The sequence below is a fragment of the Sporosarcina sp. FSL W7-1283 genome (assembly GCF_038003105.1).
Lineage (GTDB): Bacteria > Bacillota > Bacilli > Bacillales_A > Planococcaceae > Sporosarcina > Sporosarcina newyorkensis.
Window position 1 is genome coordinate 61,700 of sequence record NZ_JBBOOL010000001.1, and the last position, 23,551, is coordinate 85,250.

At 43.5% G+C, this 23,551-nt stretch carries 20 protein-coding genes and 1 tRNA gene; 20 read left to right on the plus strand and 1 reads right to left on the minus strand.

What is annotated here, in order from left to right; all coding sequences use genetic code 11:
- Position 1: 1 nt before the first annotated feature.
- The 12 genes from MKY93_RS00310 to MKY93_RS00365 all read left to right on the plus strand — a co-directional run bounded on the left by MKY93_RS00310 (position 2) and on the right by MKY93_RS00365 (position 12,613).
- The gene (locus MKY93_RS00310; RefSeq protein WP_009499428.1) at positions 2-229 is read left to right on the plus strand and encodes an anti-sigma-F factor Fin; all 228 of its coding nucleotides are present in this window, start codon (positions 2-4) and stop codon (positions 227-229) included.
- Positions 230-346: 117 nt separating this feature from the next.
- Positions 347-3,880: a transcription-repair coupling factor gene (mfd, locus tag MKY93_RS00315; RefSeq protein WP_340757778.1), complete on the plus strand. Its 3,534-nt coding sequence runs from the start codon at positions 347-349 to the stop codon at positions 3,878-3,880.
- Positions 3,881-3,963: 83 nt separating this feature from the next.
- Positions 3,964-4,500, plus strand: coding sequence for a stage V sporulation protein T (spoVT, locus tag MKY93_RS00320; RefSeq protein WP_009499430.1), 537 nt, complete (start codon positions 3,964-3,966; stop codon positions 4,498-4,500).
- 637 nt (positions 4,501-5,137) lie between these two features.
- The gene (locus MKY93_RS00325; RefSeq protein ID WP_340757780.1) at positions 5,138-6,340 is read left to right on the plus strand and encodes an NAD(P)-dependent malic enzyme; all 1,203 of its coding nucleotides are present in this window, start codon (positions 5,138-5,140) and stop codon (positions 6,338-6,340) included.
- Between the two features lie 142 nt (positions 6,341-6,482).
- Entirely contained in the window at positions 6,483-7,076 is a 594-nt protein-coding gene (gene ytaF, locus MKY93_RS00330) for a sporulation membrane protein YtaF (RefSeq protein WP_340757782.1), read from the plus strand.
- A 35-nt stretch (positions 7,077-7,111) separates the two neighbouring features.
- Positions 7,112-8,725, plus strand: coding sequence for a putative polysaccharide biosynthesis protein (locus MKY93_RS00335; protein WP_340757784.1), 1,614 nt, complete (start codon positions 7,112-7,114; stop codon positions 8,723-8,725).
- 5 nt (positions 8,726-8,730) lie between these two features.
- Positions 8,731-10,200 (plus strand): nucleoside triphosphate pyrophosphohydrolase, encoded by a 1,470-nt coding sequence (gene mazG / locus MKY93_RS00340; protein ID WP_340757786.1) that lies wholly within the window; start codon positions 8,731-8,733, stop codon positions 10,198-10,200.
- Positions 10,187-10,477, plus strand: coding sequence for an RNA-binding S4 domain-containing protein (locus MKY93_RS00345; RefSeq protein ID WP_078818831.1), 291 nt, complete (start codon positions 10,187-10,189; stop codon positions 10,475-10,477). Before mazG ends, MKY93_RS00345 begins: the two co-directional genes overlap by 14 nt.
- Positions 10,478-10,843: 366 nt before the next feature.
- A complete protein-coding gene (yabP, locus tag MKY93_RS00350) occupies positions 10,844-11,140 on the plus strand; it encodes a sporulation protein YabP (RefSeq protein ID WP_009499437.1) in 297 nt (98 codons plus the stop codon).
- Entirely contained in the window at positions 11,137-11,619 is a 483-nt protein-coding gene (yabQ, locus tag MKY93_RS00355) for a spore cortex biosynthesis protein YabQ (protein ID WP_221837373.1), read from the plus strand. The genes yabP and yabQ overlap by 4 nt, the downstream gene beginning before the upstream one ends.
- A 32-nt stretch (positions 11,620-11,651) precedes the next feature.
- On the plus strand, positions 11,652-12,065 hold the full coding sequence (locus MKY93_RS00360; protein ID WP_078818829.1) for an FtsB family cell division protein: 414 nt from the start codon (positions 11,652-11,654) through the stop codon (positions 12,063-12,065).
- A gap of 125 nt (positions 12,066-12,190) precedes the next feature.
- Entirely contained in the window at positions 12,191-12,613 is a 423-nt protein-coding gene (locus MKY93_RS00365; protein WP_009499440.1) for a S1 domain-containing RNA-binding protein, read from the plus strand.
- 136 nt (positions 12,614-12,749) lie between these two features.
- On the opposite strand, the gene MKY93_RS00370 is transcribed toward MKY93_RS00365, so the two are convergent.
- Positions 12,750-12,823, minus strand: a tRNA-Met gene (locus tag MKY93_RS00370).
- A 213-nt stretch (positions 12,824-13,036) separates the two neighbouring features.
- Here MKY93_RS00370 and MKY93_RS00375 point away from each other — a divergent pair.
- From MKY93_RS00375 to cysK, 8 genes are all read left to right on the plus strand, one after another.
- Positions 13,037-15,448: a SpoIIE family protein phosphatase gene (locus MKY93_RS00375; RefSeq protein WP_340757795.1), complete on the plus strand. Its 2,412-nt coding sequence runs from the start codon at positions 13,037-13,039 to the stop codon at positions 15,446-15,448.
- Between the two features lie 20 nt (positions 15,449-15,468).
- Positions 15,469-16,878, plus strand: a complete 1,410-nt coding sequence (gene tilS / locus MKY93_RS00380; protein ID WP_078818827.1) for a tRNA lysidine(34) synthetase TilS — start codon at positions 15,469-15,471, stop codon at positions 16,876-16,878.
- An 18-nt stretch (positions 16,879-16,896) separates the two neighbouring features.
- Positions 16,897-17,439, plus strand: coding sequence for a hypoxanthine phosphoribosyltransferase (hpt, locus tag MKY93_RS00385; RefSeq protein ID WP_009499443.1), 543 nt, complete (start codon positions 16,897-16,899; stop codon positions 17,437-17,439).
- Positions 17,440-17,581: 142 nt separating this feature from the next.
- Positions 17,582-19,618, plus strand: coding sequence for an ATP-dependent zinc metalloprotease FtsH (gene ftsH / locus MKY93_RS00390; protein WP_040760064.1), 2,037 nt, complete (start codon positions 17,582-17,584; stop codon positions 19,616-19,618).
- 226 nt (positions 19,619-19,844) lie between these two features.
- Positions 19,845-20,609 carry a type III pantothenate kinase gene (locus MKY93_RS00395; protein ID WP_078818825.1) on the plus strand — a complete coding sequence of 255 codons (765 nt, stop codon included), beginning with the start codon at positions 19,845-19,847 and terminating at the stop codon, positions 20,607-20,609.
- Between the two features lie 14 nt (positions 20,610-20,623).
- Positions 20,624-21,514, plus strand: coding sequence for an Hsp33 family molecular chaperone HslO (hslO, locus tag MKY93_RS00400; RefSeq protein WP_340757798.1), 891 nt, complete (start codon positions 20,624-20,626; stop codon positions 21,512-21,514).
- Positions 21,492-22,418: a peptidyl-prolyl cis-trans isomerase gene (locus tag MKY93_RS00405; RefSeq protein WP_340757801.1), complete on the plus strand. Its 927-nt coding sequence runs from the start codon at positions 21,492-21,494 to the stop codon at positions 22,416-22,418. The genes hslO and MKY93_RS00405 overlap by 23 nt, the downstream gene beginning before the upstream one ends.
- A gap of 128 nt (positions 22,419-22,546) precedes the next feature.
- Positions 22,547-23,473 (plus strand): cysteine synthase A, encoded by a 927-nt coding sequence (cysK, locus tag MKY93_RS00410; RefSeq protein ID WP_340757802.1) that lies wholly within the window; start codon positions 22,547-22,549, stop codon positions 23,471-23,473.
- The last annotated feature ends 78 nt before the right edge of the window (positions 23,474-23,551 follow it).

A 23,551-nucleotide genomic window follows, 5' to 3' on the forward strand; every position in this document is an offset into this window, starting at 1 on the left:
CGTGATCCGCTATTCTTGCAATCACTGTAATACGGAAATCGGTTCTATTCCATTCGAAGCGGCAAAGGAAACACTCAGTCAAATTGAGACATTAGACGAAGGTGAGAAGAAGTCGTTCCTGTCTGTCGATCATGATGGCGGGCTACATGTACGATGTATTTGTGAACATTGCGAGCAATCGTTAAAGACGTTCCCGGATTATTACACCTTTAAGAAATGGTTACAATAGTAACAGATGCTTTGGCGCTTACAGCCAAAGCTTTTTGTGCATAATGCATGCTGCTACGAACATGAAAACTAGACTTGAGAGTGAAGTTATAATTGATATATAGAGAGGGTTAGTTAATTGGGAGTAATAGATCAGCTGTTTTTAGAAGAAAAAGAGATTCAGGGTCTGCTGGATGACTTGCAGGCTGGCCAAGGCCAGCAGTTGATAACTGGCCTTTCCGGCGGTTCTAAGGCCGTCTTCTTTAAAGTAATCCAGCAGTCACTTGAGCGGCCGGTTCTGATCGTATCGCCGAATATGCTGCAAGCGCAGCGAACTTATGATGACTTGGTCAAAATGATCGGTGATGAGCATGTGCATTTATACACAGCGGAAGAACTTGTAGCTGCCGACTTTTCATTTGCCAGTTACGAATTACGGGCAGGACGGATTGAGACATTAGATCATATGGCACGAATAGGAAGCGGCATCTATATTACGCCGGTCGCGGGCCTTAGAAAGCTTTTACCTACAAAGAAACGCTGGTTGAACCACTATGTCACTGCTCAGACAGACGAAGAGATTGACATAGAAGCGTGGCTGGAAAAGCTCGTTTCTATGGGATATATCCGTAACGACTTGGTGAGTGCGCCAGGTGAATTTGCGTTGCGTGGCGGCATATTGGATATTTATCCGTTGACTACACAAGATCCCGTTCGAATTGAGCTATTTGATACTACGATAGATTCGATTCGTACATTTTCGGCAGAAGACCAACGCTCTACGGGAAAGTTAGAAAAGATTACGTTGTTACCCGCGACAGAATTTATTTGGACTCCTGAAGAGCTACTGCAAGTGTCACGTAAAGTAGAACAAGCACTTGGCGACAGCTTAACAAAAATTAAAAGTGAAGATCTGCAACAACAATTACTGACGACGATTATGGAAGACGTCGGTCTGATGAAGGATGGCATTGTGCCAGATACGATGAAGAAATATGTCTCCTTTTCATCTGAAGCCAATTCTATGCTGACTGATTACTTCCCATCGAATGGTCTCATCGTGTTTGATGAATTGGGACGTATACAAGAGAGCGTTGCGACATTGGAAGCAGAAGAACAAGAATTTCAGTTGGCGATGCTAGAAGACGGTAAAATGCTGCATGATACAAAGCTATCTTGGAAGTACGATTACGTGCTTGGCAAAATCCAGCAATTGCGTCTCTATTTATCTTTATTCACACGTGTGGTGCCAGGGTTCACAATTAAAAAGTCCATTGCCATCTCGTGCAAACCAATGCAGCAATTCCATGGACAAATGCCGCTATTGAAAAATGAAATCGAACGTTGGAAACAAGGAAACTATAATGTATTCCTTCTAGCAGCTTCAACTGAGCGGATGAATGTGATCCAAGGTATTTTACAAGAATATGACATAGAAGCTGCGGTGAATGGCCAACCTACAAAAGAAGGCACTCTGTCAATCATTGAGGGAGACTTGTCCGTAGGATTTGAATTGCCATTTCAAAAACTAGCGGTCATTACGGATGCAGAAATGTTTACAGGGAAGCCAAAACGGAAAGCGCGCCCGCCTAAAATAACCAATGCTGAACGAATTAAAAGCTATTCGGAAATTAAACCAGGCGATTATATCGTTCATGTCCATCATGGGATCGGCAAGTACTACGGTGTCGTGACACTAGAAGTAGGTGGCCTGCAAAAAGATTATTTGGATATTCGTTATCGAAGCGATGATAAACTGTTCGTACCTGCCGACCAAATTGATTTAATCCAAAAATATGTGGCTTCAGGTGAAAAGGAGCCAAAATTGCATAAGCTTGGCGGCGCAGAATGGACGAAGACCAAGCGTAAAGTTACAGCAGCAATTCAGGATATTGCAGACGATTTGATCAAACTTTACGCCAAACGGGAAGCAGAAAAAGGTTTTGCCTTCAGTGAGGATGATGATCTGCAACGTTCCTTTGAAAATGCTTTTCCTTACGAAGAAACGCAAGACCAACTGCAATCTATTGAAGAAATCAAAAAAGACATGGAAAGAGAACGACCGATGGATCGGCTGCTATGCGGGGATGTTGGTTATGGAAAAACGGAAGTCGCCATTCGAGCTGCATTTAAAGCAGTCACAAATGGTAAGCAGGTGGCATTTTTAGTGCCGACGACAATTTTGGCTCAACAGCATTTTGAAACGATGAAGGAGCGGTTCGCCGATTATCCGGTAACTGTGTCAGTGCTTAACCGTTTCCGCACGAAAAAACAGCAAGATGAAACCATTAAAGGCTTGAAAGCCGGCACAGTCGATATTGTGGTTGGAACACATCGTTTACTCTCGAAGGACGTTGTATATCAAGATCTAGGATTGCTCGTTGTCGATGAAGAGCAGCGCTTCGGTGTGACGCATAAGGAAAAGCTTAAGCAACTGAAAACGAATGTAGACGTATTGACGTTGACGGCTACACCGATACCGCGAACATTGCATATGTCGATGGTTGGTGTTCGTGATCTCTCCGTCATCGAAACCCCGCCTTCCAACCGTTTCCCGGTTCAAACATATGTCATGGAACATAACGCTGGATTAGTGCGGGAAGCGATTGAACGAGAGATGGGTCGTGGAGGGCAAGTGTTTTACTTGTATAACCGGGTTGAAGAGATGGATCGGAAAGTGGAGGAAATTCGTCAGTTGGTGCCAGAGGCGCGTATAGCATCTGCTCATGGGCGAATGGGAGAAGCTGCTCTGGAAGCAGTTATCATGAGCTTCCTGGAAGGAGAATATGATGTACTCGTCACGACGACCATTATTGAAACGGGTATTGATATACCTAATGTCAACACCCTAATCGTGCATGATGCCGATCGGATGGGGCTGTCGCAGCTCTACCAATTGCGTGGACGTGTCGGGCGTTCAAATCGTGTAGCTTATAGTTATATGTTGTACCAGCGCGATAAAGTGCTGACGGAAGTGGCGGAAAACCGCCTTCAAGCAATCAAAGAATTTACGGAACTCGGCTCGGGCTTCAAAATCGCGATGCGTGACCTATCGATCCGGGGAGCAGGGAATTTATTAGGTTCACAACAGCACGGTTTCATTGATTCCGTCGGCTTCGACCTTTATTCACAATTACTGCAGGAAGCGATTGAGGAACGACAGACAGGAATCGTAAAAGAAGAGAAGCAGGACGTCGAAATTTCACTGCCAATCAATGCTTACTTGCCTGAAACTTATATACAGGATGGCTATCAAAAGATTCAAATGTACAAACGAGTGAAGGCGATTGAAAGTAATGAGGATTACTTGGAATTGGTTGATGAGATGATTGACCGTTTCGGTGATATGCCGTTGGAAGCTGATTTGTTGTTACGGGTCGGTCGTATGAAGGCGTGGGGACGTATTGCAGGTGTGGAATCTATTAAGAAAGTGCAAGACGTTGTAGAAATCAGGCTGTCTGAGGAAGGTACGTCACGTGCGGATGGTGCTAAGCTCATGGAACATTCATTAAAATTTGGTCATGCTGTCGGTTTGACACTTGAAAATGGACAAATTATTGTGACGGTAAATGAAAAGAAGTCCAAAAAGTTTACTGAATTCGACATGATTGAAGAAATGGTGCAAACCATGCAAGAGACGGCAAAGGAAGTCCGTACTACTGATGCCGTGTAAATCCTAGATTGCATAAAATGACCATATATGATGCATACTACTTCTAGAAATACATTTCATTTCGAGAAAGTGAGGCATTATACATGAAGGCAACGGGTATTGTCCGCAGAATTGATGACTTAGGAAGAGTGGTCATCCCCAAAGAAATTAGGAGGACACTCCGAATTCGTGAAGGAGACCCTCTAGAGATATTCACCGATCGAGAAGGAGAAGTTATTTTAAAAAAATATTCACCTATTTCTGAACTTGGCGAGTTTGCAGTGGAATATGCAGAAACACTTTATGAAACACTTGGCACGCCTGCTTTGATTAGTGACCGGGATGAAATGCTGGCGGTCGCAGGTCTATCTAAAAAGGATTATATGAATCGTCAACTGTCGCCTGTTTGTGAAGAAATACTAAACGACAGGACGGTCATTACTGAAAAGCATGAAAAGTCAGTGGAGTGGGTACCAGGCCAAATTGAACAAGTGAAATCATACTGCATTGCACCCATTATCGCGAACGGTGATGCTATTGGGGCGGTATATTTATTGTCAAAAGTTCATTTTGTCGGCGAGGCCGAACAAAAAGCTGCTGAAACTGCAGCAAACTTTTTAGCTAAACAAATGGAAAGTTAATTGAATACAAAAAGTATCAAATCTTTAATTAAAACTCACAGCATCTTTCCGGTTGCTTGTGAGTTTTTTATCTTTATTCAGCAGAAGACTCTCACCTCTATAGGTGATGAGATGGATGTGGTTTTATTTCCTGTTCAGTGGGTGTTCAAACGCTCGCTAAAAAAAGATAAAGCCTCCGGCGGATGTCTCAGATTTTGAGAGGAGTTAATTGTGCAAGCACAATTCAAGATCTGGACGCAATTACGCCGAGGCGTAATTGATTGTGAATTTCATTTTCCTTTAAATTTTTCCTTCTATATAATAGTGAAATTTATCACATACTACTCATATGATAAAATTCACATGTAAATTTATGTATAAGTGAATCTTTTCACATGCCTATACGTGAAAAATTTCACATAAGCTAAATCAAAAGTGAAGGTTTTCACATACTACGAAATAGAGCAAAAGTCAAAACTTTTTTTAAAAAAATTTAAGTCGTTAGAAAACCCTTGACAAAGGCAATGTAAACGCTTACCAATTTCAAACTTTCCGAGTTGATAGAATATTCCCCCTTGTATTTGCTTTACGTTTACGCTTATAATCACTACCAACACAGATCAACACCAATTTAACAGGATAGGGAGAGAGATATTTTATGAATAGGCGATACAAATCTTCTTTACACATGCATAAAATTCACAATGGAAAAATGGAGACAATTTCAAAAGTGCCTTTGGAAAATAAAGAGGATTTAAGCTTGGCGTATTCTCCGGGAGTAGCTGAACCATGTGTAGAAATAGCTAAAGATCCTTCACTTGCGTATGAATATACAATTAAAGGTAATTTAGTGGCGGTTATCACAGATGGAACTGCTGTACTTGGCCTGGGAGATATCGGTCCAGAAGCTGCATTGCCTGTCATGGAAGGTAAGGCATTATTGCTAAAGCAGTTTGCTGGAATTGATTCATTTCCGATTTGTCTGGATACAAAAGATACAGATGAAATTGTCAATATCGTAAAAGCGCTGAGCCCAACATTTGGTGCAATCAATTTAGAAGATATCTCTGCTCCCCGCTGTTTTGAAATTGAACAAAGATTACGCGAAGAATGCAATATTCCAATTTTCCACGATGATCAGCACGGTACTGCAATTGTAGTAGGGGCTGGATTAATCAATGCGTTAAAATTGGTCGGGAAGGAACGTAATGAGGTTAAAATTGTATTAAATGGTGCAGGTGCAGCAGGCGTAGCCATTACAAAACTTCTGCTAAGTATGGGCTTTGAAAATATTATCATGTGTGACTCGAAAGGGATTATTTACGAAGGCCGAGAATTCTCCATGAACAGTGTAAAGCATGAAATGTCCCGTATTACAAATCGTGAAAAGCTAGAGGGTACATTGGAAGATGCCATGAAAGGTGCAGATGTTTTTGTAGGAGTTTCTGTCGCAAACTTGCTTACGAAGGAATTGATTGACTGTATGAACCCTGAGCCGATAGTCTTTGGTTTAGCAAACCCAATACCTGAGATAAAGCCTGAATTAGCTAAAGAATACGGTGTTAGAATTATCGCGACAGGGCGCTCAGACTATCCAAACCAAGTCAATAACGTCTTAGCTTTCCCGGGCATCTTCCGTGGAGCATTGGATGTGAGAGCGACAGAGATCAATGAAGAGATGAAGCTTGCGGCAACTTATGCGATTGCAGATTTAATAAAAGAAGAGGATTTACGCGAGGATTATATTATTCCAGACCCATTTGATGACCGAGTCGCTCCAATTGTGGCACATGCAGTAGGCAAGGCGGCAATGCGCACAAATGTCTCGGTTGCTAAAGAAATCGTACTACCAACCCGATAAAACTTACTATACCGACCAGTTTTTCTCCATTTAAGAGAAAGACTGGTCTTTAATATGTACGTATAACTTTTGACCCGCGCACACACGCCGCTTTCCTTCTATACGTATAGTATGATAAAACCTATAGGCTGGGAGGAACGGTATGACTTGGCTACTTATCGCAGGTTTTGCAATTTCATCAAGCATTGACAATTTCGGAGTTGGGCTTTCTTATGGGGTGCAGCGAGTTCGTATCCCTGCTATTTCTAACTTGTTAGTTGCTGTTATCTGTTTACTGTTTAGTTTGATCGGTATGGTGTCGGGTACGTGGCTGGCGGAATTGTTGCCAGGAAAATTTCCTGATCTCGTAGCATTTACAGTTTTAAGCATTATTGGGATACGAATCATGGTGATCGCTCTTCGGCAACAGAAAAAACGGCAAACAAGCGTTTTAGGGGAGCCGGAGAAAATGGACTTTGACGGGTCTTCGCATATTAGCATAGGGGAGGCCCTGCTGTTAGGTGTTGCCCTGTCGGCAAACGCCTTGACCAATGGAATCGGAGCCGGTCTGCTGGAGTTATCCCCGATTGCCATCGCACTATCGGCGGCAGTTGGAAGTTATTTGACGTTATGGGTTGGTGTCGTATTAGGTGCTAGATTGGCAAAGTTTCGCATTGGTAGAATGACAGTAGGGCAATTTGGAACGTTCATGAGCGGCGCCATCATTTTAATGATTGCAATTACGCGCTTATTCTAGTATTGCAAGCGAAAATGGTATACTAGAAGTCATTAATGAATGAAAGAGGCGCGTGTATGGCGTTGACAAAGTGGAATATGAAGTCGTTTATGAAAGGTGCCTCGATTTTGACGATTGCCGCCATCATCGTCAAAGTATTGAGCGCAGTTTATCGAGTGCCTTTTCAAAATCTAGTTGGAGATAAAGGGTTTTATATTTATCAGCAAGTGTACCCGTTTATCGGGATATTTATTGTTTGGACGTCCTCGGGATTTGCGGTAGCTGTTTCAAAAATGCTTGCAGAAAGTAAAGGGCCAGGTGAGTCGCGTGGAATTCTGCGTGTCTCGCTCGCTTATTTACTCATATTGTCGGCAATGATATTTCTATTGCTGCGTACAGGTTCTTCTTTTTTTGCGGATCTGATGGGCGATTCAGCTTTGGCGCCCGTATTGCAGACAGGATCCTATATTGTATTGGTGTTGCCATTTTTGGCCGTGCTGAAAGGTGTCTTTCAATCGGAAGGACAAATGATACCTGTTGCAATTTCCAATGTATCTGAGCAGTTATTTCGAGTTGTTATCGTGTTAGCAGGTACTTGGCTGGCGGTGAGAGCGGGAACTTCGCTTTACAAAATTGGGGAAATTACGATGTGGGCAGCGATAGCTGGAGAAGTGGCAGGGGTTTTCATTCTCACTTGGTTCTTTGTGCAGAGAAAACGAGCCCCTTTAGTCGCTGTGCAACCGTGGAAAGTGGTTAAGGATTTGACGAAGATCAGCGTTAGCGTAAGTGCCAGTTCATTAATATTACTGGTGTTTCAATTGGTGGACTCTTTTACGGTCTACAATGCATTAATGCAAGCAGGCTTCACGAGTGAGACAGCAATGACAATGAAGGGCATCTATGATCGAGGGCAACCGCTCGCACAGATGGGTATCCTATTGGCGTCAACGCTTGCGCTTGCGCTTGTTCCATTGATTGCACATCATGCATCCAAACAACAGGGACGTGGAGCGTTGCCGTTCATTAGTTTAACGTTTCGTACATCCATTTTATTTGGCTGGGCTGCAACGATTGGACTGGTGCTGGTCTTGCCTTTTGTCAATGAAATGCTGTTTGAAACAAGGACAGGCTCCGTAGCGCTCATCATTTTCTCTATTCAGATATTGTGGTTGTCGATAATTTTGCCGTTGACGGCTATTTTACAGGGAAGTGGCAAAGTACGAGGACCACTTTTGTTGTTGGTACTCGGTGTGCTGATTAAGTTGGCTGCGACACCACCATTGGTTCGACAGTATGGCATTGAAGGGGCGGCAGTTTCAGGTGCTTTCGCGTTCGCGTTCGTCGCAGTGTTATTGATAATATACTTCAAGCGGTTTTGGAAATTTCCGTTGGCATCAAGTCGCTTTTACATTGTACTTTTGAATGCGGCAGGTGCGATGGCAGTGATTCTTATTCCTTGGGTGCTCGTATGCGATCTTTGGTTGTTTGATGGACTTCCATCACGATGGGGTGCGACTCTGACAGCAATGACGGCTGTCTGTATCGGGGCGATCATATTTCTGTTCGTCATCTTGAAATCACGTATAATGAATGAAAGAGAATGGTACTTACTGCCGTTTGGAAAGCGGTTGGCAATTGTTCAACTATGGTTAACTAAAAATAGAAGGTGAAGCATGTGAGAAAGATAACAGTCATCGGATTAGGTGCAGGCGATTTGGATCAACTGTCGCTTGGTACCTATCGATTATTGAAACAGGCCGAACGTCTGGTAATCAGGACGGAAGAACATCCTGTTGTGAGCCAGCTGCGTTCGGAAGGCTTGCAAATGGAAAGCTTCGATGCAATCTATGAAGCGAAGGATGCGTTTGAAGATGTTTATCAGACGATTGTCGAAAACTTGCTTGAAATGAGCAGGGAACAGCTGGTTACATATGCCGTGCCTGGACATCCGCTCGTGGCGGAAAGAACCGTTCAATTATTAATTGAGAAAGAGCAGGCCGGTGAAATTGAATTGTATATAGCTGGCGGCAGCAGTTTCTTGGATCCGATTTTTACTGCCTTGCGTATTGATCCAATTGAAGGATTCCAACTGCTCGACGGGACAGATTTGAAGCGGGATGATATACGGATGGACCAGCATGTATTGGTAGGGCAAGTGTACGATGCGTTCGTCGCTTCGGATGTTAAGCTATCATTGATGGAGAAGTATCCCGATGAGCATTTGGTGACAATCGTGACGGCTGCCGGATCGGCTGATGAAAAGTTGACTACGTTGCCGCTGTTCGAGCTAGATCGGGCGATGACCTTGAATAATCTTACAACGATCTATGTGCCGCCAATACTTGAACGCGATCAGCGGTTGAAAGAGTGGAGTTCATTACGTGAAATCATTGCCGCTCTGCGTGCACCAGATGGTTGTCCGTGGGATCGGGAACAAACTCACGAGACATTGAAACGTTATTTGATTGAGGAGTCGTATGAATTGATTCAAGCGATTGACAATGAAGACGACGAGGCAATCATCGAGGAGCTCGGCGATGTCTTACTGCAAGTCTTCTTGCATGCGCAAATTGGGGAAGACAACGGGTATTTCTCTATAGAAGACGTCTTGGAGTCAATTGGAGCGAAAATGATTCGTCGCCATCCTCACGTATTTGGACAAGCAGAGGCCGACACAACAGCGGAAGTGCTGACGAATTGGCAAGCAATCAAAGAGCAAGAAAAGCCGCAGCGGACCTCTCTATTGGAAGACCAGGCACGCTATGCTTCTTCGTTGCTGACATCCTTTAACTATCAGAAGTCTGCCGCTAAGGTAGGATTTGATTGGCCGAATATAGAAGGCGCCTTTAAAAAGTTTCAAGAAGAGTGGCAAGAGTTTCAGGAGGAAGTACGTAACGGAGAAAAAGACCGCCAACTGGATGAACTTGGTGATGTGCTATTTACAATTGTCAACGTAGCCAGATTCTTGAAAATCTCCCCAGAAGAAGCGATGTGGCATGCCAATGAAAAGTTCAAATCTCGCTTCCTTCATGTCGAACATTGTGTCCAGCAGGGGAATGGAGACTTCTCCGCCTACTCTCTAGACCAACTTGAGGAATTCTGGCAGGAAGCTAAACGAAAGGAAGAATCTAATGAGACTCGATAAATTTTTGAAAGTATCCCGCCTTATCAAACGCCGTACATTGGCGAAACAAGTAGCGGATCAAGGAAGAATAACCATTAACGGAAAAGTGGCAAAAGCCTCCTCCGATGTAAAACCGGGTGATGAACTGGCTATCCGTTTCGGCCAAAAGATCGTCACCGCAACTGTAAATGAATTAAAAGACTCAACTAAAAAAGATGACGCAGCTACAATGTATACCATTCTCAGCGAAGAGCGCCTTGAAAAAGTGGAACCTGAATTTGTGGATGATGAAGACTGAATAGATAAGAAGGATCGAAAAGGCAGCCGCGGCAGGCTGCCTTTTTGTATGAGCAGGCTGGTTGTTCATCATCGGAAGTTAAAGTATTTAGGAAATGTGCGGTTAGCGGCTGGTTTGGTTTGTTTTACGTTTATTTTGGCTCGTTGTAGTTTGATTAATGTTCGTTCCAGAAAGGTTTTGGTGCATTTCGGTCGCATTTTGGTTCGGTCCAACGGAATTTTGGCGCGTCTCCCTTCTGGAACGGAAATCGACAGATCACAATCTGCACATTGCATGCAGATTAGCCATTCTCAAGAAAAGTTCCTGTCATGTTTTATTAGGCCGCCGCATAAGATATGGGGAACGCACTAGAAAAGGGGGACGCATATGCAAATTCAAACAGACAGTTCTACGTATACAATTCCATCAGGAGACCATGTAGTAACCATGCGAAATCGTAAGAGAATGGACCTTACCTCTGTAAAAACGATTGATCGATTCGATCAGGAGGAATTTCTCGTTCGAACATCGCAAGGGGTACTGCAAATTCGCGGGGAGGAATTGCGTATTGTACATTTAGATGTGGACAAGGGGTTGCTAACTTTAGAAGGCTCTGTCACAACATTGCAATACGACGAAGAAGAAACAGGATCACGCAATTTTCTCCATAAATTATTCGGATGAGCCTATCCGTCCAGTTCTTCAGTTTACTAGCGATGATCGGGACAGGTATTGCCGCTGGAGTCATCATGGATTTATTCGGAAGCATTATTGCCGCGTGCGATAAACGCTCATTTATTCGAAGACGTGCATTTTGGTTTGAATTGGCGGTCTGGATATTTATAGGGGTAGGTGCTTTTTGGATATTGGTGTTAGTAAGGGATGGGGCTTGGCGGATGTATGATCCAGTCGCACAAATCAGCGGTATGCTGCTCTATGCAGCCATCTTCCATTACCCATTTCGATTTATCGGTAGATTGCTATTACTAGTCATTATCCGGCCTATTTGGTATTTGATCAGGTTCCTGTTATTAATCGTTCAACGAATTATCCGGATTTTCGTTTCAATCCTGACATTTATTACGTCACCCATCGTCCGATTAATTAAGACCGCCGGGAAATTCCTTCAAAAAAAAGGTAGAGTACTATATAATAGAGAATAATAGTGTATACGGGGAAGAAAGGTGTGTGCGCCATGAATAAACCACAGAAGCCAACAGCTAGGAAAGTCACATCAATCGAAACTGAATATGTGCGCTCCATGCAGAAAAAAGAAAATTGGAAGCAAGCACAAAAAAAGCGTTTGCGAAATCGCCTAATCGTCTTCGCTGTTCTAATGTGTATTGTATTTGGCAGTTTATTCAACATGTATTCCGGTCAAAAGAAGTTGCTGGCCGCAAAAGAACAAGAAAAGACAGAAGCAATCGCGACACTAAAGGATTTGAAAACAGAACAAGAACAATTGAATAAGCAGCTGGCAAAGTTGGATGACGAAGAATATATCGCCAAACTCGCACGTAAAGAGTACTTCCTTTCGGAGTCCAATGAAATTATATTTTCCATTCCTGACAAGAAGAAATCGTCAGAAAAAGAGACGAGAAAAGAGTAGTCGTATTGACACTCTTTTTTTGTTGGCTATAATATAAGTAGGAGCCTGCAAATTGCAGGAAATGCCAATATGGTTGATAGGCACTTTTAAAGGCCGCTTAAAACTTAAGGAGGAGCATTTTTTTTATGTCAATTGAAGTAGGCAGCAAGTTAGAGGGTAAGGTAACCGGGATCACAAATTTTGGGGCATTTGTTGAATTGCCGAACGGATCCACAGGATTAGTCCATATTAGTGAAGTAGCTGACAATTATGTCAAAGATATAAATGACCATTTAAAAGTCGGTGATATGGTAGAAGTTAAAGTGATGAATGTGGGAGCAGACGGTAAAATCGGCCTTTCCATCCGTAAGGCAAAACCTGAGTCGGAACGTCCGCAACGTCCTCAGCGTCCTCAGCGACCTCGACAAGGCAGTAAGCCAAGTTTTGAACGACCAGAGAATTTTGAACAGAAGATGGCAAAATTCATGAAGGATAGTGAAGAACGTCTTTCTACCTTGAAGAGAGCTACAGAGTCTAAACGCGGTGGCCGTGGCGCAAGAAGAGGATAACTTGCTGTCTGTTTCAATCTTGAATCAAATTTATGTTCTGCCCTATTGCGTATGCTTAACAGACTTTTGTTAAGCATACGCTTTTAATTTTAACGAAAAAAACCCCTTGCAATAAATGCAAGGGGTTTTTAATGTATAGCGGCGGAGGGGGTCGAACCCACGACCTTACGGGTATGAACCGTACGCTCTAGCCAGCTGAGCTACGCCGCCAAGACGAATAGTTGACTGCTGGAATTGTGTAATTCGAGCACAACGTCTCTTATCATACAAGGTCAAACGAGAAGTGTCAACATTTCTTTGGAAAAAAGAAAAAAAGATACGGATTACGTCGAAATCTTTTTTAGATACTCTGTCACAAACAGACAAAATCTCTTGGGTCTCCCATGTATAGTTGCAAGTAAGAGAACATAGGGGGTATGGGAAATGAAGATGATTGACAATATGGAGAGACCGTTTGGCCAGCAGTTCAGAGTCGCATGGCAAGAGCTGATCAACCGAAAAGTTTATTTTATGACAGCAATTCTTTTCTTGATCGGCTCGTTCTTTCTGTCGCAGGCAGTAGTATTCGACATGGCGGTACCGTTCTTCTTACCAATTTGGGCATTGGCCAGCATGCGCTATCGGCGTCATATGATCTACGTGTTCATTGGAGGGATGGCAGGCAGTGCATTTTTGGGGATGGGACAAGCTGTAATCCACCTGACGCAATTGTTACTGTTTCATTTGGCCATTAAATCGCCATTTGTCAAAAAATCAATTCCCCTCGCTGTGGCTAGCTGCATGATCATCCCGCAGATCATCTGGCAACTTGTAATGTATAGCGGGAATCCACCGGTAGCTGTGCAACTATCGATTGGATTGGAAGCAATGCTCGCTCTTTTTATGACAGTTTTTATGCTATTGGCTTTTCCTTCTATAGACCGATTATTATATGGACCATGGAACCCTGAGCAAGTAAGTGCAATGTGTATAGTGGGAGCGCTTGCAACGACAGGAATGGGTGGTTTGCAGATCGGCAACGTCTCAGTGGCAGGTGTGTTTTTATTCTTGGCAATTTATGTGGCCGCTATGGTAGGCGGCGTTCCGTTTGCTACGACAGTCGGTATGATTATCGCGTTAATAATAGGTGTTTCTGATTTAGCCTTTACAGGAATGATGGCGTTATATGGAATGACGGGTTTATTAGCAGGCGGTTTAAAGCGGTTCGGTAAATTAGGGATTGTAACCGGGAGTTTATTTGTCTCGCTTTTTTTCCTGCTATACGATGCAACATTACCGCTGGATACAGTGCATTTTGTGACGATCGGAGTGGCGGCCGTTCTATTTTTCTTTATTCCATCACGGAAGATGAACCAAGTTCGGCAAGTGTTCTTACCAAAGCAGGAGGGGATCTCGGAAAAACGTCAGCAATGGCTGGCGGATAAATTAGATGGGCAGTTGGAGGAGTTCCAGCAATTTGCCCACTTCATGTCGACGCTCGTCAATAATCGATTTTCATCAGAAGAGGAGGTTGCTGCCACGATCCAAGTTCCGTCTATTTGTCAATCTTGTTTTCGCTATAAAAAATGTTGGGAAAGTGAGGAAGATGGAATTTCATCCTTAGTAAACGAGTGGGAGTCTACCTATTCCGCAACGAGGAAAGCAGCGCGATTACGTGTAGAAGAGAAGATGAAATTTAAATGTTTGCGTTTTAAAGGGCTAATCAATGAATTGGAGGAGCATGGGACGAATCGTTTGTTAATGGGACAGTTGCAGCATGGAAGAAAAATGCTGGCATTGCAATTACGGGATATGAGCACCCATATAGAAAAAGTAATGCGAGATGTAAAGGAGGACTTGACGACTTATAAACTGGCAGAGGAGGAGTTGGCGAATCGATTACAAGTACAAGGAGTGGAGTTTTTCCAAATCGATATTTTGTCAGAAGAAAGGGGAGCTTGTAAAGTAGTCATCTCGATTCCGGAGAAAAAGGCTGATTTTGAAACCGAGACCACCGTAGGGGAATACTTGATCTTGCCTGTCCTGGAAGAGATGTATGACGAACCAATCCATATTTCGAAATCTGCTTATCAGCCGTTTCCGTTCCCTCATGTGCAATTAACCTTCAGTTCGGCGGTTCGCTTTTCATTGGATTACGATATTGTGACGACAGCGGGTGGCGGGACATTCCAAGCGGGAGATGCGTATGAAGTCTTCAAGATTCACGATGGATTGTCTGCTGTATTGTTATCTGACGGGATGGGACAAGATGTCAACGCGTATCATGAGAGCAGAAAAGTAATTCGTCTCATGCGTGAATGTTTGGGACAGAAAATGGATCCTGAGACAGCCATTCACACTTTACATTATATGATGGCCCTGAACGGCTTAGATGATATGTACGCTACATTGGACTTAGCACTTATAGATTTACAGGATGGTAGGCTATGGTCGTGGAAAGCGGGTTCAATGAGCACCTATATTAAGAGGGGGGATGAATTTATACGTTTGGACAGCAAAACAGTACCTTTTGGGTTCTTGCCGTCTTTCTCAATAGAGGCAAAAAATGAACAATTGAAATCGGGCGATATTTTGGTGATGATGACGGATGGGATATTTAACGGGGAGTTACCATTAGAACCTCAGGAGGAAGTGATGGAAAGGACGATTGAACGGTATAAAGAGTTGGATTGCCATACAATTGCAGATCAAGTCATGGCGGAAATGGAGCGTTCGTTTGAGTCGGTGGAAGATGATCGGACGATACTCGTGATGAAAATTGACCACGTCGTACCGAAGTGGTCTAAAGTAAATAATAAATCACGAATTATTTCTCGAAAAAGAATGGTAGGATAGGGGGAGGAGGGAGATGAATCATGAAAACATTACGACAAAAAGTGTTGAACTTCATAAACCGACAAACGTTGATTCCTCCCGGCTCTCGTGTATTGGTAGCTTGTTCAGGAGGTGTCGATTCCATCGCCCTGCTGCATTTCCTGGCCACCCATAGAAAAACGCTTGGAATTGAAGTAGGCGCAGCACATGTGGATCATATGCTGCGCGGCGATGAGTCTGCAGAAGATGCATTTGTGGTAAAAGATCTATGCGAAGGATTTCATTTGCCATTCTTCTCTGAGCAAGTACCAATCCCTTCTATACTGGAAAATAACGGCGGAAATGTACAGCTGTTGTGCAGAGAAGAGCGCTATAAATGTTTAGCTGCAATTATGGCGCATCATGAATTTGATGTTCTGGCAACAGGACATCACGCAGAAGATCAATTGGAAACTGTGCTTATGCAATTAACAAAAGGTCATTCATTGAACGGCATGCCGATACAGCGTCCATTTCATCAAGGGAATGTTGTTCGTCCTTTCCTTCCCTTGCAAAAGAGAGAATTGTACGAGTATGCCGCCAATTTTGGCTTACCGTTTAGAGAGGATCCGAGTAATCAGCGGAATGATTATTTGCGCAATCGGATCCGGCATCATGTCGTGCCATTTTTGACTGAAGAAAATCCTTCTATTTCGTCGGGTGCTGTTCAGCTAACTGTCCAACGACAGGAAGATGAAGCGTTATTGAATGAACTTGCGGATAATCATTGGCAAGCGATTGTTACATATACAGATGAACAGCTTCCCTCTTTTAACCGCCAAGCCTTTCTCGCTATTCCCCAAGCTTTACAAAAGCGTGCGATTCAACTACTATTAAGGTGTCTTCCCAGCCCGGAAATTGATAAAACTGAGCGGCGTTCCGCATTAGTGGAAGAACTGTTACAGCATATTAAGGACCCGGCTGGAAATATAGCGCTTGACTTAGCGTATGGCTACCGATTTGTTAGAGAATATGATAAACTGCTAGTTACAAAAAAGTATATGAATACTGCGTCTCTTCGTTCAAAAGTACTGGAAAAAGGAACTTGGAATTCGTGGGGAAATGTTCAGATTTACTGGCAGCATGCCGACATGTGTGCAACCGAACACTTCCTATCTTCAGATGACGTGCGTTATTTTCAATTACCTGAGTTTGAGCTGCCGTTGACTGTCCGTCTTCGGGAACCTGGCGATCGTTTGCTTCTAAAAGGCATGTCCCAAGAAAAACGCGTATCGCGGCTATTAATTGATGAAAAAGTTGGAATGACGCAAAGACAGCAGCAGCCGGTTATTACAACGGCAAGCGGTATCGTATGTGCGGTGCCGGGTGTTCGATATGGTGAGATATTCTCACGCAATCAACCGGAAGGCGAGTCATACATATGGATTACGCGAGAAGGCGAAAGTAGATAAAATAGGAGGGACGAGCCGATGATCGCACAAGATATCGAGCAAGTTTTAATTTCAGAAGAAGAACTTCAAGAGAAAGTCCTAGAACTTGGAGCAACTTTAACAGAAGAATACCGAGAGAAGTTTCCTCTAGCAATTGGTGTGTTAAAGGGTGCGTTACCATTTATGAGCGACTTAATTAAACGGATTGATACGTACATTGAATTGGATTTTATGGATGTATCTAGTTATGGGAATGCGACAGTCTCATCAGGTGAGGTAAAGATTGTCAAAGATTTGAACACTAGTGTGGAAGGCCGCGACGTTTTGATTATAGAAGATATCATCGACAGCGGAAAAACATTGAATTATCTAGTGGAACTTTTTAAATATAGAAAAGCCAACTCCATCAAAATTGTAACTTTGTTGGATAAACCGACAGGCCGTAAAGTAGATCTAAAGGCAGATTACGTAGGGTTTGATGTTCCTGACGCATTCGTTGTCGGTTACGGGTTGGATTATGCTGAAAAATATCGGAATTTACCTTATATCGGTGTGTTGAAAAAAGAAATCTACTCTTTTTAACGCTTTCTGACTGAACGTATGGCATCCAGTCTGAAAGCCTTTTTCCATGAGGCATTTTCATTGTGGAGTCATGTTAATCTATGTTAAAATTTACAATAGTTTTCTGTTTAGTTTTCTGTTGAATGAGATGAGGAGGCTTGGGATGAATCGAATACTTCGATACTTTCTTTTGTATGGATTGATTTTCCTCGCGATTATGGGGATATTCAGTTCGCTAAACAATCCAAATCCGAAGATGAAACCGATTCGGTATGACGAATTTATCACGGCATTAGAGCAAGGAAAAGTCGAAAATGCTACTTTTCAGCCTTTACAGCTCGTGTATGAAGTAAAAGGGGAAATGGAAGGTTACGAAAAAGGTGAAACATTCGTAACTAACATTCCGATGAATGATATGGATGATATTGGCGAGATCGTAAAGACGACAAAGACTGAAATCGATATCTTACAGCCGCCAGAAACAAGTGCATGGGTATCCTTCTTTACAGGGCTTGTACCATTCATCATAATTATCATCCTTTTCTTCTTCCTATTGAATCAGTCACAAGGCGGCGGTGGCGGCCGAGTGATGAACTTCGGAAAGAGTAAAGCGAAACTGCAGACCGATGATCGGAAGAAAGTACGTTTCAATGACGTAGCAGGTGCAGATGAAGAAAAAGCTGAGCTCGAAGAAGTCGTAGATTTCTTGAAAGATGCTCGGAAGTTTGTGGAGCTGGGTGCACGAATTCCAAAAGGGATTTTGCTTGTTGGGCCTCCAGGTACAGGTAAAACTCTACTTGCGCGTGCAGTAGCAGGTGAAGCAGGTGTGCCGTTCTTCTCGATTTCAGGTTCTGATTTCGTGGAGATGTTTGTAGGTGTTGGTGCGTCTCGAGTACGTGATTTGTTCGAGAATGCCAAGAAAAATGCGCCATGTATTATCTTTATAGACGAGATTGACGCGGTTGGTCGTCAGCGTGGAGCCGGTTTAGGCGGCGGACACGATGAGCGTGAACAAACGTTGAACCAATTGCTAGTTGAAATGGATGGCTTTGAAGGAAACGAAGGTATTATCATCGTTGCCGCTACGAACCGTCCGGATATATTGGATCCGGCACTTCTTCGTCCGGGACGTTTTGACCGTCAAATCACGGTTGGTCGTCCAGATGTAAAAGGAAGAGAAGCTGTGTTGAAAGTGCACGCACGCAACAAGCCGCTTGATGATTCGGTCGATATGAAAGCTCTTGCTCAACGTACACCAGGATTTTCAGGTGCGGACCTTGAGAACTTATTGAATGAAGCAGCTCTTGTGGCAGCGAGAAGAAAGAAAACCAAGATCGACATGTCTGATATTGATGAGGCGACGGACCGTGTTATTGCAGGTCCTGCCAAAACAAGCCGTGTCATTTCGGAAAAAGAACGAAATATTGTGGCGTTCCATGAAGCGGGCCACGTAGTTGTTGGTTTGATGCTTGATGATGCAGAAATTGTCCATAAAGTAACGATTGTACCTCGTGGTCAAGCAGGCGGTTATGCCGTTATGCTTCCAAAAGAAGATCGCTATTTCATGACGAAACCTGAACTCCTTGATAAAATCGCCGGTCTATTAGGCGGCCGTGTAGCGGAAGAAGTAGTGCTTGGTGAAGTATCAACCGGCGCTCATAATGACTTCCAGCGAGCTACTGGCATCGCGCGATCAATGGTAACTGAATACGGTATGAGTGATAAACTCGGGCCAATGCAGTTCGGCCAGACTCAAGGCGGTCAAGTTTTCCTAGGTCGTGACTTTAATTCCGAGCAGAATTATTCTGAGTCGATTGCCTATGAAATTGATCAGGAAATGCAACGGATCATCAAAGAGCAATATAGCCGCACGAAACAAATTTTAACTGAGAAAAGGGATCTACTTGATTTAATCGCAACGACTTTATTAGAAGTCGAAACGCTTGATGCGGAACAAATCAATCACTTGAAAGACCACGGCGTTTTGCCAGACCGACCGTATGAAAATGGCAATGGCAAAAATGGTGCAGAAAAGTCTGATGACACTGTGAAAGAAAACAAATTGCCGGAAGACACAACGCCAAACGCAAATCCTGATGTAACGGGTGCTCCACAAGATCCGTCTACAGGTGACTTGCCAAGTGAAGGTGGAACAGCAGACAAAACGCTTCCTTCCATTGATGAAGAACGCAGAGATTAAGCGAAACAACAGCCGACTGTGATTAGCAGTCGGCTGTTTTCTTATGGATAGGCGGGCTGTGTTTTAGAGGAATAAAGAGATATACCAGTCCGGCCATTCGTCCTTCAATTGGCTCAATATAGTTTCGCGGAAGGCGTCCGTCCGCCAGGGAATCCAACGTTGTATAAAAGTCGAATATTTATGGTATGATGTGTGGGAAAAGTCAGAGCAAGAGAGGAAAGCGACTATGCTGTTAGTATTAGATACGGGCAATACAAATATTGTACTAGGTGTATATGAAGGCGATGAACTAAAGTACCATTGGCGGATGGAGACGTACCGTCACAAGACGGAAGACGAATATGCCATGCAGGTCAAAGCAATGTTCCAACACGTAGGCTTATCATTTAAAGACATCACAGGTATTATTATTTCCTCAGTGGTACCACCTGTCATGTTTCCATTGGAACAAATGTGCAAGAAATACTTCAATCAAAAACCAATGGTCGTCGGTCCCGGCGTGAAAACAGGCTTGAATATTAAATATGAAAACCCACGTGAAGTAGGAGCAGACCGAATCGTCAATGCGGTGGCAGCTATTCGCGATTACGGCAGCCCACTCATCATTGTAGATTTCGGGACTGCGACAACGTATTGCTATGTCAATGAGCATGGCGAATACATGGGAGGTGCCATCGCTCCGGGGATCAAGATTTCAATGGAGGCGTTATTTGATCGTGCGTCTAAATTACCGAGAGTTGAACTGACTCGGCCTGAACAAGTTGTCGGTAAAAATACAGTAGCTGCTATGCAATCGGGGATTGTCTTCGGTTACGTTGGACAAGTGGAAGGAATCGTCAATCGAATGAAAGAAGACAGCGCGGTAGAACCTACAGTTATCGCAACCGGGGGACTGGCCGAGTTGATTTCATCGGAAACAAAGGTTATTGATGTTGTAGATAATTTCTTAACATTAAAAGGTTTACATTTAATATATGAAAGAAATCTGTAATAGGAGTGAATAATATGTCAACTGATTACTTAGTAAAAGCGCTTGCCTTCGACGGAGTTATTCGAGCTTACGCAGTGCGTTCAACAGATACGGTGGGAGAAGTGCAACGTCGTCACCAGATGTGGCCAACTGCAACAGCTGCTCTCGGACGTACGATTTCTGCAGCTGTTATGATGGGGGCAATGTTAAAAGGTGATAACAAATTAACAGTGAAAATCCAAGGAGATGGTCCTCTAGGTCCAATCGTCGTGGATGCCAACGCAAAGGGAGAAGTTCGTGGATATGCTACACATCCGCAAACTCACGTGCCGTTGAACGAAAAAGGAAAATTGGATGTGCGAGGCGTTGTTGGAACGGAAGGAACGCTATCTGTTGTCAAAGATCTTGGGATGAAAGATTATTTCACCGGTCAAGTACCGATTATTTCCGGGGAAATAGCAGAAGACTTCACGCAGTATTTGGTTGTTTCTGAACAAGTGCCTTCTGCTGTCGCTCTTGGTGTATTAGTGAATCCCGATAACACGGTAAAAGCAGCTGGAGGCTTTATTATTCAAGTCATGCCGGGAGCTTCGGATGAGACGATCTCTCTCTTGGAAGAGAAGATATCGAACATGACACCTATTTCTTCTCTGATTGATCAAGGGCTGACGCCTGAAGGAATCCTAGCTGAAGTATTAGGACAAGAAAACGTGGAGTTCCTTGATAAGATGGATGTGAAGTTTGACTGTGAGTGTTCGAAGGAACGTTTTGGCGAAGCGATTCGGGGACTTGGACGTGACGAGGTTCAAGCGATGATTGATGAAGATCACGGGGCAGAAGCACAGTGCCACTTCTGTTTGGAAACTTACCAATACTCAGAGCAAGAGTTAAAAGGATATATAGATGAGATTCAATCGAACGAATGAAACCGAGCCGACTCCAACGAAAAGGCGACTTAAGACGAAGCCGCTGATCGCTTTGTTGGGAATTCTTTTCACGATGAATGTATTCTGGCTTTTCCACTGGCTGTTTACAGATCGTTCACCCGCTGTAGATACAGAGGAAGTTGCTTCTGTAGCGGGTGAGCCGATCACCCGTGCAGAGTGGATGGCTGCTATGGAACGACAGGTCGGGCGAGAGGTGCTAGAAGACCTAGTGAATTACCGCGTCATGGAAGCCGCAGCGGATGAGTATGATATTAAAGTGGAAGATAAAGAAGTAGATCTCGAACTAGCATTAATTACCTCAATTGACGGTCAGCAACATTCGGGTCTAGATACTGAGCAAACGAGAAAGCAGATTAAAAGGGAGCTGATTTTAGAGAAAGTCCTGACAAAGGATATTGTAATTAAGGAAAGCGCTATCAAAAAGTACTTTGAGAAAAATGAAACATTTTTTCATGTGTTGCCGGCTTACCGCATATCGGTAATCATCTCATCAACAAAGAAAGAAGCGGATCAAGTGGCTGGTGAGCTAAAAGACGGATCGACATTTTCTGCTTTGGCAAAGGAGCGATCGATTGATTTGTCTTCCGGAAACTTGGGAGGAGACCTTGGTTATGTAAATGAGCAAACCGAGGACGTGGATGTAACTATTATTGAAGCGGCGGAAAAGTTGAAAAAAGATGAGGTAAGCAAGCCAATTGAACTCAAGGATGGCACTTATGCAATCGTCACTGTGTTAGAAACCATTAAGAAACGTGATTTTACATATTCAGAAGTAAAGGACCATATCAAGCGACAACTAGCCTTAGAACAACTACCTGAGTCCGTCACGCCGGAAGCTTTCTGGAAAGAATTCGATGCTGAATGGTTTTATGGTAAAAATTAATTGTCGGTAAATTGATAGAATGACAAACTACAATTCTCTGAATAATTTGTTTGACAAGTGAAAAGTAAGGTAGTATGATTAACTCAACAAAACATATAAACCTACTAGGGATTAGGAGCGGATCAAATATGAGTAGAGTCGGAAATTCAATAATTGATTTAATCGGCAAAACCCCTCTTGTTAAATTAAATCGTCTGACAGGTGCAGAGGATGCGGAAGTGTATTTGAAACTGGAATTCTTCAATCCGGGTTCAAGTGTTAAAGATCGAATTGCACTCGCGATGATTGAAGCAGCGGAAAAAAACGGCAACTTAAAAGATGGCAGTACGATTATTGAACCAACAAGCGGTAACACAGGTATCGGATTGGCGATGGTTGCAGCAGCCAAAGGATACAAAGCGGTATTGGTTATGCCGGATACGATGAGCTTAGAACGACGCAACTTACTGCGTGCATACGGAGCGGAATTGGTGTTGACGCCAGGTGCTGAAGGAATGAAAGGTGCAATTGCGAAGGCAGAAGAACTTTCTAAAGAAAACGGCTGGTTCTTACCTCAGCAATTTAATAATGAAGCGAATCCAGAAATCCACCGTTTGACGACGGGCCCTGAGATTGCAGATGCGTTAGATCGTGTGGATGCATTTATCTCGGGAATCGGTACGGGCGGTACGATTACAGGAGCCGGCGAGGTACTGAAAGAACGATTCCCGGAAATCAAAATCGTCGCTGTGGAACCAGAAGACTCAGCGGTATTGTCTGGAGGAAAACCAGGACCGCATAAGATTCAAGGGATTGGCGCAGGTTTCGTTCCAAAGGTATTGGATACAGACATTTACGATGAAATCATTCAAGTCTCCAATGACGATGCATACGCAATTGCACGCCGTGCAGCTCGCGAAGAAGGAATTCTGGGCGGAGTATCATCAGGGGCTGCGATTTCAGCCGCTTTACAGGTTGCAAAAAAACTTGGCAAGGGCAAAAAAGTTGTAGCAATTCTCCCTTCCAATGGGGAGCGATACTTAAGTACTCCGCTTTACCAATTTGATGAAGAATAAGCTAGAGAGCGCCCATTCGCGCTCTCTTTTTTATTAATTATGATTGCAATGAAATCTCTAAGCTTTTACCGGGCTACA

What these genes read in the sequence shown, in the direction of transcription:
- spoVT (WP_009499430.1), top strand. Translation starts at nt 3,964, where the DNA reads ATGAAGGCAACGGGTATTGTCCGCAGAATTGATGACTTAGGAAGAGTG.
- MKY93_RS00325 (WP_340757780.1), top strand. Translation starts at nt 5,138, where the DNA reads ATGAATAGGCGATACAAATCTTCTTTACACATGCATAAAATTCACAAT.
- ytaF (WP_340757782.1), top strand. Translation starts at nt 6,483, where the DNA reads ATGACTTGGCTACTTATCGCAGGTTTTGCAATTTCATCAAGCATTGAC.
- MKY93_RS00335 (WP_340757784.1), top strand. Translation starts at nt 7,112, where the DNA reads ATGAATGAAAGAGGCGCGTGTATGGCGTTGACAAAGTGGAATATGAAG.
- MKY93_RS00345 (WP_078818831.1), top strand. Translation starts at nt 10,187, where the DNA reads ATGAGACTCGATAAATTTTTGAAAGTATCCCGCCTTATCAAACGCCGT.
- yabP (WP_009499437.1), top strand. Translation starts at nt 10,844, where the DNA reads ATGCAAATTCAAACAGACAGTTCTACGTATACAATTCCATCAGGAGAC.
- yabQ (WP_221837373.1), top strand. Translation starts at nt 11,137, where the DNA reads ATGAGCCTATCCGTCCAGTTCTTCAGTTTACTAGCGATGATCGGGACA.
- MKY93_RS00360 (WP_078818829.1), top strand. Translation starts at nt 11,652, where the DNA reads ATGAATAAACCACAGAAGCCAACAGCTAGGAAAGTCACATCAATCGAA.
- MKY93_RS00365 (WP_009499440.1), top strand. Translation starts at nt 12,191, where the DNA reads ATGTCAATTGAAGTAGGCAGCAAGTTAGAGGGTAAGGTAACCGGGATC.
- MKY93_RS00375 (WP_340757795.1), top strand. Translation starts at nt 13,037, where the DNA reads ATGAAGATGATTGACAATATGGAGAGACCGTTTGGCCAGCAGTTCAGA.
- tilS (WP_078818827.1), top strand. Translation starts at nt 15,469, where the DNA reads ATGAAAACATTACGACAAAAAGTGTTGAACTTCATAAACCGACAAACG.
- hpt (WP_009499443.1), top strand. Translation starts at nt 16,897, where the DNA reads ATGATCGCACAAGATATCGAGCAAGTTTTAATTTCAGAAGAAGAACTT.
- ftsH (WP_040760064.1), top strand. Translation starts at nt 17,582, where the DNA reads ATGAATCGAATACTTCGATACTTTCTTTTGTATGGATTGATTTTCCTC.
- MKY93_RS00395 (WP_078818825.1), top strand. Translation starts at nt 19,845, where the DNA reads ATGCTGTTAGTATTAGATACGGGCAATACAAATATTGTACTAGGTGTA.
- hslO (WP_340757798.1), top strand. Translation starts at nt 20,624, where the DNA reads ATGTCAACTGATTACTTAGTAAAAGCGCTTGCCTTCGACGGAGTTATT.
- MKY93_RS00405 (WP_340757801.1), top strand. Translation starts at nt 21,492, where the DNA reads ATGAGATTCAATCGAACGAATGAAACCGAGCCGACTCCAACGAAAAGG.
- cysK (WP_340757802.1), top strand. Translation starts at nt 22,547, where the DNA reads ATGAGTAGAGTCGGAAATTCAATAATTGATTTAATCGGCAAAACCCCT.